The following is a 13,781-nucleotide window of genomic DNA, read 5'->3' as shown; positions in this document are numbered from 1 at the left end:
GGTCATGCCGGATACTCGTCGCCCGCGCGCTGCCGGATCGACCGCTCAGCCTTGTACCTCGGACAGGTCCTCCTCGCTGAGAACGAGGTCGTCCGCCGCGAGGTTCTCCTCCAGATGATCGAGCGAACCGGTGCCCGGAATCGCCAGCACCGCCGGCGACGGCGCCATCAGCGCGGCGATTCGCACCTGGGCGGCAGTGGCGCCCAGGCGCGCCGCGACCCTGCTGAGCCGTTCGGTTTCGAGTGGGGTGGTGCCACCGCCGAGCGGGAAGTACGGCACGTACGCGATCCCCGACTCCTCACATTCCGCGAGCAGCCCCATCTCGTCGGTGTGCCGGTTCTGCACCGCGGTGACGGGCGCGATCGCCCGGGCCTCGGCGAACTGGGCGGCGTCGACATTGCTGACCCCCAGGTGACGGATCAGCCCCTCCGCCCGGAGCCCGGCCAAGACCGCGAAGCGTTCCGCGATCGACTCGCCGCCCGGTCCGGTCATGCCACCCACCCGCAGGTAGACCAGGTCGAGCCGGTCCAGCCCGAGGGCGCGCAGATCCGCCTCTACCAGGGAGCGCAGTTGACCGGGCGCCGCCTGCCCGCTCGGCACACCATTCGGTCCGGGCAGCGGCCCGACCTTCGTCGCGATCACCAGATCGTCACGGTAGGGAGCCAGCGCCGTACGGATCAGCTCGTTCGCCCGCACCGCCCCTCTGCCGTAGAAGCCTGCCGTGTCGATGTGGTCCACTCCCAGCTCCACCGCGCGCCGCAGTACGGCGACACCGGTCTCCGGGGCTCGCGGCGGACCGTCGAAGGTGCCCATCGCCAGCCGCATCGCGCCGAATCCGAGGCGGTTGACGGTCAGGTCCCCGCCGAGAGAGAAAGTCTTGATCGTCATGGGGTTCATGGTGTCCGCAGGCAGGAACACCGGCGAGCTCGTGGCAGGTTGCTGCCAGACTGGCGAGGTGCGGAATGAACAGATGTTCTCAGTCCAGGGGGACGTGGAACTGATCGCGCGTGCCGGCCATCTCTTCGCGTCCGCGTCCACCGAGTTCCTGTGTGCTGCCCGGGACCTCGACACCTGGTCGCAGCCGGAGGCCAGGGCCGCGATCCAGCTCCGGATGCGTGCTGCGAACTCCCCGGCCTTCACTTCCCGCAAGCTGCTCAGCCCGGTGGCGCTCGTCGACGAGGAGGCCCGCGCGCACCTGCGGCTGGTGCAGAGCAAGGGGGCTCTCGTCCGGATCAGCGGTGCACCGCTGCCGCACGAGACGATCATCATCGACCGGCGGGTGATGATCCTTGCCGGACGGGAGACGCCTGCGGGCCGCGAGTACAGCGTGACGACATCGCAGACCATGGTCGACGGGGTGCACTCGCTGCTCTCGGCGGTCTGGGACAACTCCGCTGAGCTCGATGCCTATCTGCGCAGCGACGTCCCCCATCTCGATGACGAAGGCCGCGCGATCCTCAGAGCCCTTGGCTCCGGACTCACCGACGAATCGGCAGCCAGACGGCTCGGCGTCTCGCTGCGTACCTACCGTCGGCGCGTGGCCGAGCTGATGGCCGCCCTCGAGGCCGGATCACGCTTCCAGGCCGGGCTGCGAGCGGGGGAGCTGAGGCTGCCCCGCTGACAGCGCTGCAGCGGGTGCCGCTGCCGTAGCTGGGTGCGCAGCGTGCGCCGGTGCCGGCTGCACGATGGCGTGCGCGCTCCTGGCCGACGACCGACATGGGTTCCGAACCGCGCTCCTGGGCGCCGACCGACGTGTGCGGAGCCAACCTCGGTGCCCGGGCTGGGTAGAGGCGGCACCCTCGTGTGCGTTCGGCGCGTTCGGCGCGTTCGGCGAGCGCGGCCCGCGTCGGCTCCCCGCGAGCCGTTGGCGCGGGCGCTCTCTACCGGGGTATCAGATCCGACATCACGGCCGGCGGCAGCGACGGATTGGCTGCCGCCGCCTCCGCCACCTGCGGGTCGGGGTCGGCGAGCAACTCGACGATGACGTGCGGCGGGAGTTGCGGATGCCCGGCGGCAGCCTGCCGAGCCCTGCTGTCCGAGAAGCAGGCCAGGAGTGCAGGGGCGGTCGCATGGGGATGCCTGGCGATCACGCGGAGGGTCCTCTTCGCCGGCGAATCGTGCCGGGCCAGGCTCTCCAGCAATGGGGGAGTCGCGTCCGGATTGGCTGCCACCCCGGACGCGACCTGAGCTCCGTGACGGTCGGCCATGGCCTGTAGCTGTGCTTCGGAGAGACCCGGGTGCGGAGCGACGGCTCTGACCACTTTCGCGTCGGGGTCGGCGGCCAGAGCGTCGCGGATCCCGGCCGGCAGATCGCGGCGCAGAGCGAGCAGCATCCGTGCGGCGGGCACCGCCGACCGGGCCAGCTCCTCGACCTCGCCGGGAGATGCGGCGACGATACGAGGCAGCAGAGTGGGGCCGATCCGTGTGGCACCGGCCAGATGGACGAGTACGTCGAGCGGCACGTTCGGGTTGTGGGCCAGCCGGCGCTGTACGTCGTGGCCGCGGTCGCTCGCCAGGGCCCGCATCAGGGCGTGGTCGATCGCGGGATTCTCTGCGAGGTCCGCCCGCACCCCCGGGACCGGATCCTCGGCGAGCCGTCCGCCCACCTCCCCGGGCAGGTCGGGGCGAGCGGCAAGGGCCCAGCGCAGCAGCATCGAAGGATGCTCGGCAAAGCCGACGAGGACTTCGACGGGCGTTGACGGGTTGCGTAGCGCCGCCTGACGCATGTCGTGCACCGTCGACTCGTGGGAGCCGTCGCACGACGCTCCCGGCAACAGATCGCAGTCGAGACGCCCGCATTGCCGGTCGTGCACGAACGGCGTCTCCTCCCGGTCGCACACGAGGCACCGTTGCGCGGGAGGCAACCCCTCACCGGTGACCAGCGCTGTCAGCACCGTCGGAGGTGTCGCCTCGTTGACCGCCACTGCCCGGCGCACCTCGGCGTGCGGATGCGCCGCGAGCCCGGCGGCGACGTCCGATGGGGACCACAGGGCAAGTTCCGCTACGACCCGCGCGTCCGGGTCCACGGTCAGCATCCCCACCACATCGGGCGGCAGACCGGGACAGGCTGCCAGCCTCTCCCGATGTTCACGGACCGGATCCGCCGCGAACCGGCGCGCCCATTCCGGGGTGCCGGAACCCTCGTCGAGCAGGGCGAGGGCGGCGTCCGGCCGGGCCAGGGGATCGATGTCGACGACGGTCAACCGGCCCGCACGGACGAGCTCGACGACGCTCTCCGCGACGCGGGAGGCCAAGGTGACCGCCTGCGCATGGCTGAGGTCCGGGCGACGGGCGAGTCCCGTGGCGACGTCGGCGTCCGCGACCGTGATCAGCCGGTCCACCAGCTCGGGCGGGAGAGCGGCATTGGAGGCGAGGCCGTGCAGAACATGGTTCACGGACGGCATCATTCCTGGGCTGTGGGTCCACGGCTCGTGGATTTCGACTGTGAGGGAGGCCCCGAAGGCCATTCGTGAACAGGGGACGGCACCAGGCCCGTTAGAGGGGCTTGCTCCGGTGTGCCGAAGCCCTCGACGCGTGAGGGGCAAGAGACGGTCCTCGAGGGCGATGCGGCACCGTACGACGCCGGCCGCCTGCCGCCCGGCCGAGATTGCCGGCCAGTACGGATCCGTGGCCGCGGAGGTGTCGAACTCCAGCCGGGCGTCGGCCTGTTGCAGCGAGCCCACGACTTCCCGCCGACGGCCCCGCTGCTCCTCATCACCGACGGCCGGTGCGACACCTGCGGGATCAGGCGCGAGCACGCCTTCCTGATCCCGCAGGGTGCCCCGTTGCCGTTCACACCGCGCGGGCCGGTGTCCAGGCTGAGCTGAGCGACGGCACGCCCGGCCCGCCCGCAGACGTACAGGCGGGCCCGTGGCGTCAGGCGATCTCGATGAGCAGATCACCGGCCTCGACCTGCTGCACCTTGCCGATCGCCAGCCGCCGTACCACTCCTGCGGCCTGCGCGGTGATGGACGCCTCCATCTTCATCGCCTCGATGGTCGCGACCGTCTGACCGGCCGACACCGACGCGCCCTCCTCCACCTGCAGCGTCACGACCCCGGCGAACGGCGCGGCGACATGGCCCTGGTTGCCGCGGTCCGCCTTCTCCGCCGCCTTCACGTCGGTCGCCACGGCCTTGTCCCGTACCGAAACCGGCCGCAACTGCCCGTTGAGGGTGGCCAGTACGCTCCGGAAGCCGCGCTCGTCCGCCTCGGAGATGGCCTCCAGCTCGATCAGCAGCGTGACACCGGGATCGAGCGTGACGGTGTGCTCGGTCTCCGTCTCCAGGCCGTACAGGAAGTCCTGCGTCGGCAGCACGGACGTGTCCCCGTACGCCTCGCGGTGGGCGTTGAACTCCTTGGTCGGGCCGGGGAACAGGAGCCGGTTCAGGGTCGCGCGCGGCGACTCCCGCAGCGCTTCGAGGTCCTCCTCGGACAGGTGCGGCGTCTGAGCCTTGGCGGGCCGGCCCTGCAGCGCACGGGTACGGAAGGGCTCCGGCCATCCGCCGGGCGGGTCGCCCAGCTCACCCCGCAGGAACCCGATCACGGAGTCCGGTACGTCGAACTTGCCGGGGTCCGACTCGAAGTCCGATGCCTCGACCCCCGCGCCCACCAGATGCAGCGCCAGGTCGCCGACCACCTTCGATGACGGCGTCACCTTCACCAGCCGGCCGAGCATGCGGTCGGCCGCGGCGTAGCAGTCCTCGATGAGTTCGAAGCGGTCGCCCAGACCGAGGGCGATGGCCTGCTGGCGCAGGTTGGACAACTGTCCGCCGGGGATCTCGTGGTGGTAGATCCGGCCGGTCGGCGAGGCGAGTCCGGACTCGAAGGGGGCGTACACCTTGCGGGTCGCCTCCCAGTAGGGCTCCAGGTCGCCGACCGCCTGGAGGGAGAGGCCGGTCGCGCGCTCCGTGTGGTCGGTGGCGGCCACCAACGCCGACAGCGGGGGCTGGCTGGTGGTCCCGGCCATGGAGGCTACCGCCGCGTCCACCGCGTCCGCGCCCGCGTCGATCGCGGCGATCAGCGTGCCGAGCTGCCCGCCCGCGGTGTCGTGGGTGTGCAGGTGGACCGGCAGGTCGAACCGTTCGCGCAGCGCGGTGACGAGGGTGCGGGCCGCGGGCGGGCGCAAGAGCCCGGCCATGTCCTTGATGGCCAGGACATGGGCACCCGCCTCCACGATCTGCTCGGCGAGACGCAGGTAGTAGTCCAGCGTGTACAGGGTCTCGGCGGGGTTCGAGAGGTCGGCGGTGTAGCAGAGGGCCACCTCGGCGACCGAGGTGCCTGTGGCGCGGACGGCGTCGATTGCCGGGCGCATCTGGGACACGTCGTTGAGAGCGTCGAAGATCCGGAAGATGTCCATTCCGGTGGCCGCGGCCTCGGCGACGAACGCCTCGGTGACCTCGGTGGGGTACGGCGTGTAGCCCACCGTGTTTCGACCGCGCAGCAGCATCTGCGTACAGATGTTGGGCACGGCCTCACGCAGCTTGGCCAGCCGCTCCCACGGGTCCTCGGCCAGGAAGCGCAGCGCCACGTCGTAGGTGGCCCCGCCCCAGCACTCGATGCTCAGCAGCTGTGGCACGGTCTGGGCCACGTGCGGCGCGACGGCCAGCAGGTCGCGGGTACGGACCCGGGTGGCCAGCAGTGACTGATGGGCGTCACGGAACGTGGTGTCGGTGACGGCGACGGCCGACTGGGCCCGGAGTTCGGCGGCGAAGGCTTCGGGACCGATGGCCGCGAGGCGCTGCCGCGACCCGGCCTGTGGTGTCCCGGTCGGCAGGGCGGGCAGCTTCTCGGCGGGGTCGATCACGGCGGGCCGGGGACCGTACGGCCGGTTGACGGTGGTCTCCGCGAGATAGCCCAGCATGCGGCTGCCCCGGTCGGCCGACGGGCGGGCCCGGATCAGCTCCGGGTGCTCCTCGATGAAACTGGTCGTGATGTGTCCCGCCCGGAAGTCGGGCTGGTCCAGCACGGCCCCCAGGAACGGCAGGTTGGTCGCCACCCCGCGGATGCGGAACTCCGCGATGGCCCGGCGCGCCCGGCGGGCCGCGTTGGTGAAGTCATGCCCGTGACAGGTCAGTTTGACCAGCATCGAGTCGAAGTGGGCCGACACCTCGGCGCCGGTGTGTACGGTCCCGCCGTCCAGCCGGACGCCGGGCCCGCCGGGGGAGCGGTAGGCGGAGATGGTGCCGGTGTCCGGCCGGAACCCGTTGGCCGGGTCCTCCGTCGTGATGCGGCACTGCAGGGCGGTGCCGTTGAGGCTGATGTCGTCCTGCGTGAGATGGAGATCGGGCAGCGTCATGCCGGCGGCGATGCGCAGCTGTGCGATCACCAGGTCGCGTCCGGTGACCTGTTCGGTGACGGTGTGCTCGACCTGGATGCGCGGGTTCATCTCGATGAAGACGTGGTTGCCGCGCTCGTCGACGAGGAACTCGACGGTGCCCGCGTTCACGTATCCGATGTGGCGCGCGAAGGCGACGGCGTCTGCGCAGATCCGGTCCCGCAGGTCCGGGTCCAGATTCGGGGCGGGCGCGATCTCGACGACCTTCTGGTGGCGGCGCTGCAACGAGCAGTCCCGCTCGTAGAGATGGACGACATTGCCCTCGGCGTCGGCGAGGATCTGCACCTCGATGTGGCGGGGATTGATCACCGCCTGCTCCAGGAAGACCGTCGCGTCGCCGAACGAGGAGCGGGCCTCGCGCATGGCCGCGTCGATCGCCTCGCGCAGCTCACCCGGCTCCGCGACCCGGCGCATCCCCCGCCCGCCGCCACCGGCGACGGCCTTCACGAAGACAGGGAAGCCGATGTCGTCGGAGGCCGCGACGAGTGCGTCGACGTCCTCCGAGGGCTCGGACGACTTCAGCACCGGTACGCCGGCCGCCTTGGCGGCCGCGACCGCCCGGGACTTGTTCCCCGTCAGGTTCAGTACCGGTGCCGGCGGTCCGACGAACGTGATCCCGGCCTCGGAACACGCGGCCGCGAGGTCTGGATTCTCCGACAGGAAGCCGTACCCCGGGTAGATCGCGTCCGCCCCCGCCTTCCGGGCGGCCTTGATCACCTCGTCGACCGAGAGATAGGCCCGTACAGGATGTCCGGGTTCCCCGATCCGGTAGGCCTCGTCGGCCTTGGCCCGGTGCAGGGAGTTGCGGTCCTCGTAGGGGTACACGGCCACGGTGGAGATTCCGAGCTCGAACGCCGCACGAAACGCGCGGATCGCGATCTCCCCGCGGTTGGCGACCAAAACCTTGTCGAACATCAAACTCCCCAGTCGTGTCGCGGGCGCGTGGCCTCAGGACAGGCGATGTCGCACGGGATGCGCGTGTCGGCATCCGGTGGTCACGTGGCGGTGGCGAAGTGCTCCGTGGTTCTCGGGCCCGGAGCGTTCGACACCGTACCGGAGACCTTCCCAGAGATCGCGGGCGCAAAGGATGGCGTGCGTCACGTGCCGCGACACCGGATCGTCGGCAACTCCGAGGCGGCCCGGCGTGCTCTGATGCGGCGACGGAGAACGGCAGCCCTCCGCACCGGCGAAACGCCCGGTGAAAGGAGACCTTCGCCGACCAGCCCGCACTCGAACGGCCCCGAGGGGGGAATCCCCGGCATCACCTGCCCGTCACTCGCCCTTCACCCGCCCGACTCCGCTGCCGTGATGCCGAACATGGACAGGAAGGCCGTGGTGGCGGGGGACGGCCGGAAGCTGCTCCAGACGAGGTGCTCCACCCGGGCCGGTGCGTCCCGGAGGCGAACGAAGGGCAGGTCGGGGAACTCGGACATGTAGGCGGCGGGCAGCATTCCGATCCCGAGCCCCTGCCGGATCAGACGGGCCAGGGGGTCAGGGGCTGACACCTCGAAGGCGACGTCGCGCCGTACCCCCGCCGCGGCGAAGGCGTCGTCCGACTGCGCCCGCCCGGCCGTGCCCGCGGGGAAGTCGACGAACGGCTCGTCCGCGAGCCGCGCCAGGTCCACCTCATCCTGGTCCGCCAGCGGGTGACCGGGCGGAACCACGGCGACGAGGTGACCGCGGGCCAGCTCCCGGCCGCGGACACCCTTGGGCTGCTGACCGAGGGGAAGCCCCAGGAAGGCGGCGTCCAGAGTGCCCTGCCGCACCCGGTCGACCAGTTCCTCGCTCGCGCCCGCGCGCAGGCCGATACGCACTTCCCGGTGGCGCAGGTGGAACTGCTTCAGCGCAGCGGGCAGATCGACCGCCGTCACCGTGGGAATGGCGCCGATGGCGAGCCTACCCCGGATCTCCCCGGCCGCGGCCGCCACTTCCGCGCGCGCTCGCTCGGCGGCGGCCAGAGCCTGGCGGGCTGCGGGGACAAACGCCTCGCCGGCGGCCGTGAGCCGGACCCGGCGGCTGGTGCGCTCGAACAGCCTGGCACCCAGCTCGCGTTCCAGACGGGCGATCTGGTGACTCAGCGCGGACTGGACGACCAGGCACTGCTCGGCGGCACGGGTGAAGTTGTTCGTCTCGGCGACTGCCACGACGTACCGCATCTGCTGAAGGTCCATGGACCAATCGTGATTCACGATCGGTCCGATGACAAACATGCGTTGGACTCATTGATGGCTCGTCACCCAGGCTGAACGCATGAAGTCGATGAGATCTGGCACGGACGGCGGATTGTCACGCGGGCTGCTCCTGCTCATGTCGGTGGCGACAGGTCTGGCGGTCTCCGGCAACTACTTCGCCCAGCCGCTGCTCGGCCTGATCGGCCGGGAGCTGGGACTCGGGCCCACATCGGCGGCGCTGGTCGTGACGGTGGCCCAGGGCGGGTACGCGCTGGGCCTGATCCTGCTGGTGCCGCTCGGCGATCTGATGGAGCGCCGGCGACTGGCAGTGTTGCTCTACGCGGCGACGGCGGTGTTCCTGCTGGTGTCGGCGACCGCTGCCGACGGCACGGTGCTGCTGGTGGGGACGGCCCTGACCGCGCTGGCCTCGGTGGGGGCGCAGGTGATGGTGCCGTTCGCGGTGTCACTGGCGGCCCCGGCCGAACGCGGCAAGGTGGTCGGCACGGTGATGACGGGTCTGCTGCTCGGCCTCCTGCTGGCCCGCACCGTGGCGGGAGCGCTGTCGGAGGTGGGCGGCTGGCGGACGGTCTACTGGGTGAACGCGGTCCTGATGGCACTGATGGCCGTACTGCTGCGTCTCTTCCTGCCCCGGCTGGGCGGGGACGGCGGAGGCCTGTCCTATCCCGGGCTGTTGCGCTCGACGGTGGCGATGTTCCGGTACGAGCCGTTGCTGCGGTGGCGCGCGGGTATCGGCGCTCTGAGCCTGGCTTCGTTCAGCGTGCTGTGGACGGCCCTGACGTTCCTGCTGGTGCAATCCCCGTACGGCTGGTCGGAGTCGGCCATCGGCCTCTTCGGCCTGGTCGGTGCCGCGGGCGCGCTGACTGCCGCGGTCGCGGGGCGGCTGGCGGACCGCGGGCACGTCCAGATCGTGACCGGCGTCGGGACGGTCCTGCTGGTGGCATCCTGGGCGGCTGTCGCGGCCGGCGCCCGATCCCTCGTCTGGCTCCTCATCGGCGTCATCGTGCTGGACCTGGCTCATCAGGCGGTACTCAACAGCACCCAGAACGTCATCTACGCGCTCCGTCCCGAGGCCCGGAACCGGATCAACTCCGCCTTCATGACCTCCTTCTTCATCGGCGGTGCGGTGGGGTCCGCGCTGACCTCGGTGGTCTGGGTGCGCGACGGCTGGACCGGCGTGTGCATCCTTGGCGCCTCGCTCTCGGCCGGGACCGTTCTGCTCTGGTCCCTGGAGCGCATCACCGTCGGACGGACGGCGAACAAGTCCCCGGAGCCCCCGGCCCACCGAGGTCACGACTCGCGATCGGCCACTGCGGCCAACTGATCCGAGGAGCTGAAGTCATACGCCATCACCGCTTTCGCAGCGGCCGGCAACGCGGAAGGCCGCGTGGTGACCGAAGCGCTCGCACGTGGCCGTCACGTCACCGCCGTGGTACGCGATCCGGCCCGGGGGCACGCACTGCCCGGGGCTGCCGAGGGCCGTGCCGGGGACGCGGCACACGTCGAGGGCGTGGCCGAGTCGAGTTCCGGCCAGGACGTCGTGATCAGCGCCACCCGCCCCGCACCCGGCCGTGAGCAGGAGCTCGTCACGACCACCGTGGCGCTGCCGGCCGGACTTGGACCTTCCGGCCGGCCTCCGGCCACCCCCCGGGAGCGGGCGCGCTCGGTGGGGTGGCCGGTGCGGGGAGTCAGGCCGCGTACTGATGGGCCGGGTAGGTCAGGTAGCCGGTATCGCCGCCCTGGTAGTACGTGGTCTCGTCGACGGGGGCGATCGGAAGCCCGACGCGGAGCCGCTCGACGAGGTCGGGGTTGGCGATGAAGGCGCGGCCGAAGCTGATGAGGTCGGCCCCCAGCGAGAGCCAGTGGTCGGCGTCGTCCCGGCCGGTCTGCTTGGGCCCCATCGGAAGCGTGGGGTTGATGATCAGGGCGCTCGGCCATGCGCGGCGCAGGGTGAGGAGTGCGTCTTCGTCGACGGTGGCCTCAAGATGTACGTACGCCACGTCGAGGCGGGCCAGTTCGGCCAGCAGCGCGGTGTAGAGCTCGACGGTGTCGGTGTCCTCGACGCCCCAGAACGTCCCGCCCGGCGAGAGCCGGATGCCGGTCCTGGCACCGCCGATCGCGTCGACGGTGGCGGCGACGGCCTCGACGGCGAAGCGGATCCGGTTGGCGACCGGACCGCCGTAGCGGTCCGTGCGCAGGTTGGCGTTGGACGAGAGGAACTGCGAGATCAGATAGCCGTTGGCGCCGTGCAGTTCCACACCGTCGAAGCCGGCGTCGACGGCGCGGCGGGCCGCCAGGGCGTACGACTGCGCGTGCTCGGGCACCTCGGCGGTGTCCAGGGCGCGGGGTGTCGGTGCGGGCTGGGGGCCGGTCGGAGTGAACACGTCACCGACAGCGGGGACGGCCGAGGGCCCGACCGGCTGCACGCCGGTGGTGTCGGGATGCGAGACCCGGCCGCCGTGCATGACCTGGGCGAAGATCCGCCCGCCGTTGGCGTGGACGGCGGCGGTCACGGGGCGCCAGGAGGCGACCTGCTCATCGGTGTGCAGCCCCGGCGTCCCGGGATTGGACTGCCCGACCGCGCTCGGCTGGATCCCCTCGCTCACGATCAGTCCGGCGGTGGCCCGCTGGGCGTAGTAGGCGGCCATGGACGGCGTCGCCAGCCCGCCGGCGGCGGCCCGGACCCGCGTCATCGGCGCCATGACCACTCGGTTGGGCAGTGTCAGGCCGGCGAGCCCGTAGCCGGTGAAAAGGGAAGTCACGTCGCGACTCCTTCGCGTTCAGCGGTGCCCGTACCTCGGGCGTGCAGTTACGCTAAAACCTCACATCAATGTCAGAGGCAAGCGTTGTGACACAGGACACAGCCGGGAGGGTTTCGTGCGCATCGGGGAGCTCGCGTCACGGGCCGGGGTCAGTATCCGGTCCGTGCGCTACTACGAGGAGCAGGGGCTGCTGGCCAGCACCCGTAGCCCCAGTGGGCAGCGGCACTACACGGACGAGGAGGTCGAACGGGTCGCGTTCATCCAGCGCCTCTACGCCGCAGGTCTGTCCAGCCGCACCATCGTCGAGCTGCTGCCCTGCGTCGATGCGCCCAGCCGGGAGAACTCCGACTCCGCGCTCGAGCGGATGGCACAGGAACGCGACCGGCTCTCCACACACATCGACGACCTCCTGCGGACCAGGGACACGCTCGACGCACTGGTGGCGACGGCCCGGGCGCACCGGGAGCAACTGGGGACCGCGGTAGCCGGCTGACCGGCGGGCCCGGCCGACGGGCGATCAGGATTCGCCGCCTCGGCCGGGTGTCGGCAGGGGCGCCTCAAGGCGCACGGCGGACCGGCGGAATCCTGTGCTTCCTCGACCGTGACGGACGGTGCACCCGCCTCCACCCGGCTCAGAGAGCAACAACACGTAAGGTTCGGCGAGAAGGGCGGTGTGAGTCACGGCCCAGCTCATCAGCCCAGGCAGAAGCCCTCGTCCTGCTCGTCTGGCTGCAGCGGTGCAAACTGCCGCAGTTCGCTTTCCCGGATCATCCACATGCCGAAGAACCCTTCCTCCTGATCCATCACCAGGAGTTGGACCAGATTCGGTTCGCGCCACGACGTCTCAAACACTCGCTGCTTGAGAGCGTCGAGGTCGGCATGGTTCAAGGCACCCGCCCACACTTCGCACTCAGGGTGCTTCCAGCCACCCCATTGGTTCGCCTCGGGGCTGGTGAGCAGCTTCAAGAAGCCGACCCCATGGACCTGCGGTTGGGTGCGACGAGGGGCGTCCGACCGCAACCACTCGCTCAACGCCTTCACGCCCGCGCTGTCGGCCACGTCAACCGACATCATCACGTTCGCCACCCAGCTCATACAGATCGTTGTACTGCAACAGCCGGCATCCATGCCTGGCCTTTTCCTCGCAGGTCGAGGCGCCTGCCCGCACTCTCACCGTCCTGCGTTTCTCATTCCGAAACGACCAGTTAGGCGCCTCGACGCCCGTGGGAGAGCTTCCCTCGTGGATCCCGGGTGTGGGTGGCTCAATGGGCGACGAGGCGCACGGCAATATAGCGCGCTTGCATGTAACCCGCGTGTGCAAGTAATGTCGGGACGTAGGCACCGGCGTCCGGACGGCGCCGGCACTCACTCCCTCGTGCGCCTCCGCCGTACGCGCTACCGCGTCATCGCTGTTCCGCGCGGCACCCCCCACCATCAGCACCTGATTGAGGTCCCCCATGACCATTCGTTCCCTGCTGCCCGGCCGCATAGGTTTCGGCACCGCTCCCCTCGGCAACATGTTCCGCGCCATCCCCGACGACGAGGCCGCGGCCACGGTTCAGGCCGCGTGGGACCAGGGCATTCGCTACTTCGACACCGCACCTCTGTACGGAGCGGGCCTTGCGGAGATCCGTCTGGGTGAGGTTCTCGCACAGCAGCCCCGCGACGAGTTCGTCCTGTCGACCAAGGTCGGGCGGGTCATCCTCGACGAGGTCGAGGATCCCGCGAGCCGTGAACTCGGTGAGAAGGGGGCGCTGTTCGAGCACGGGCGTCCCAACAAGATCGTGAACGACTACAGCGCCGACGCCACCCTGCGCTCCGTCGAGGACAGCCTCAAGCGGCTGAGGACGGACCGGCTCGACATCGTCTGGGTCCACGACGTCGCCCAGGACTTCTACGGCGACGAGTGGGTCAACGTCTACGAGAGCGCCCGTACCGGCGCCTTCCGCGCGCTGACACGGCTGAAGGACGAGGGCGTCATCAAGGCATGGGGTCTCGGCGTCAACAAGGTCGAGCCGCTGGAGATGACGCTGGACCTGGACGAGCCGCAGCCCGACGCGTTCCTGCTGGCCGGACGCTACACGCTGCTCGACCACGAACGAGCCTTGCAGCGACTGCTCCCCGCCGCGGCCGCGCAGGACGTCGACATTGTCGTCGGCGGGCCCTACAGTTCCGGAATCCTCGCGGGCGGCAGTCACTTCGAGTACGCCGAAGCGCCTGCCGCCGTCATCGACAAGGTCGGCCGTATCAAGGCACTCGCCGACGAGAGCGGCATCGGCATCAAGGCCGCCGCCCTCCAGTTCGTGCTGGCCCATCCCGCCGTCGCCGCGGCCATCCCCGGCGCCACCCGGCCCAGCCGCATCGCCGAGGACCTCGGCGCTCTCGCCCAGGACGTTCCGTACGCCTTCTGGAAGGCCCTGCGCGACCAGAAGATCATCGCTCGCGACGCGCCCGTGCCGACCAGCTGAACCGACCTCATCCACCCCGCAAGGAG

10 protein-coding genes and 2 pseudogenes are annotated in these 13,781 nt (G+C 70.6%); 6 read left to right on the top strand and 6 right to left on the bottom strand.

Annotation, left to right across the window (positions count from 1 at the left end; translation table 11 throughout):
* Nucleotides 1-45: 45 nt before the first annotated feature.
* Nucleotides 46-888: an oxidoreductase gene (locus SH922_RS00990; protein WP_393053415.1), complete on the bottom strand. Its 843-nt coding sequence runs from the start codon at nucleotides 886-888 to the stop codon at nucleotides 46-48.
* 82 nt (nucleotides 889-970) lie between these two features.
* Between SH922_RS00990 and SH922_RS00985 the strand changes: the two genes are divergently transcribed.
* On the top strand, nucleotides 971-1,621 hold the full coding sequence (locus SH922_RS00985; RefSeq protein WP_393053412.1) for a DNA-binding response regulator: 651 nt from the start codon (nucleotides 971-973) through the stop codon (nucleotides 1,619-1,621).
* Between the two features lie 259 nt (nucleotides 1,622-1,880).
* Here the strand turns inward: SH922_RS00985 and SH922_RS00980 are convergent, their stop codons facing one another.
* Nucleotides 1,881-3,395: a hypothetical protein gene (locus SH922_RS00980; protein ID WP_393053409.1), complete on the bottom strand. Its 1,515-nt coding sequence runs from the start codon at nucleotides 3,393-3,395 to the stop codon at nucleotides 1,881-1,883.
* 168 nt (nucleotides 3,396-3,563) lie between these two features.
* On the opposite strand from SH922_RS00980, the pseudogene SH922_RS00975 reads away from it, so the two are divergent.
* Nucleotides 3,564-3,827 (top strand): annotated as a pseudogene (locus SH922_RS00975) (hypothetical protein); the annotation flags it as partial.
* 49 nt (nucleotides 3,828-3,876) lie between these two features.
* On the opposite strand, the gene SH922_RS00970 reads toward SH922_RS00975, so the two are convergent.
* Nucleotides 3,877-7,251 carry a pyruvate carboxylase gene (locus SH922_RS00970; RefSeq protein WP_393053406.1) on the bottom strand — a complete coding sequence of 1,125 codons (3,375 nt, stop codon included), beginning with the start codon at nucleotides 7,249-7,251 and terminating at the stop codon, nucleotides 3,877-3,879.
* 368 nt (nucleotides 7,252-7,619) lie between these two features.
* Nucleotides 7,620-8,507 carry a LysR family transcriptional regulator gene (locus tag SH922_RS00965; protein ID WP_393053403.1) on the bottom strand — a complete coding sequence of 296 codons (888 nt, stop codon included), beginning with the start codon at nucleotides 8,505-8,507 and terminating at the stop codon, nucleotides 7,620-7,622.
* 79 nt (nucleotides 8,508-8,586) lie between these two features.
* Here SH922_RS00965 and SH922_RS00960 point away from each other — a divergent pair, with 79 nt between their 5' ends.
* Together SH922_RS00960 and SH922_RS00955 are read left to right on the top strand one after the other, a co-directional pair.
* On the top strand, nucleotides 8,587-9,849 hold the full coding sequence (locus SH922_RS00960; RefSeq protein ID WP_393053400.1) for an MFS transporter: 1,263 nt from the start codon (nucleotides 8,587-8,589) through the stop codon (nucleotides 9,847-9,849).
* Nucleotides 9,850-9,858: 9 nt separating this feature from the next.
* Nucleotides 9,859-10,092, top strand: a pseudogene (locus SH922_RS00955) (NAD(P)H-binding protein); the annotation flags it as partial.
* A 121-nt stretch (nucleotides 10,093-10,213) separates the two neighbouring features.
* On the opposite strand, the gene SH922_RS00950 reads toward SH922_RS00955, so the two are convergent.
* A complete protein-coding gene (locus SH922_RS00950; protein ID WP_393053397.1) occupies nucleotides 10,214-11,287 on the bottom strand; it encodes an alkene reductase in 1,074 nt (357 codons plus the stop codon).
* A gap of 115 nt (nucleotides 11,288-11,402) precedes the next feature.
* On the opposite strand from SH922_RS00950, the gene SH922_RS00945 reads away from it, so the two are divergent.
* Nucleotides 11,403-11,780, top strand: coding sequence for a MerR family transcriptional regulator (locus SH922_RS00945; RefSeq protein ID WP_393053394.1), 378 nt, complete (start codon nucleotides 11,403-11,405; stop codon nucleotides 11,778-11,780).
* Between the two features lie 200 nt (nucleotides 11,781-11,980).
* Here SH922_RS00945 and SH922_RS00940 read toward each other — a convergent pair whose 3' ends face one another.
* Complete coding sequence (locus SH922_RS00940) at nucleotides 11,981-12,382, bottom strand: squamosa promoter-binding protein 15 (RefSeq protein ID WP_393053391.1); 402 nt, start codon at nucleotides 12,380-12,382, stop codon at nucleotides 11,981-11,983.
* Between the two features lie 362 nt (nucleotides 12,383-12,744).
* Between SH922_RS00940 and SH922_RS00935 the strand changes: the two genes are divergently transcribed.
* The gene (locus tag SH922_RS00935; protein WP_393053388.1) at nucleotides 12,745-13,755 is read left to right on the top strand and encodes an aldo/keto reductase; all 1,011 of its coding nucleotides are present in this window, start codon (nucleotides 12,745-12,747) and stop codon (nucleotides 13,753-13,755) included.
* Nucleotides 13,756-13,781 lie beyond the last annotated feature (26 nt).

This window comes from Streptomyces sp. LN549 (assembly GCF_043203805.1).
GTDB lineage: Bacteria > Actinomycetota > Actinomycetes > Streptomycetales > Streptomycetaceae > Streptomyces.
Note: the sequence above shows the minus strand (reverse complement) of the source record. Positions and strands in the feature narration are given on the sequence as shown.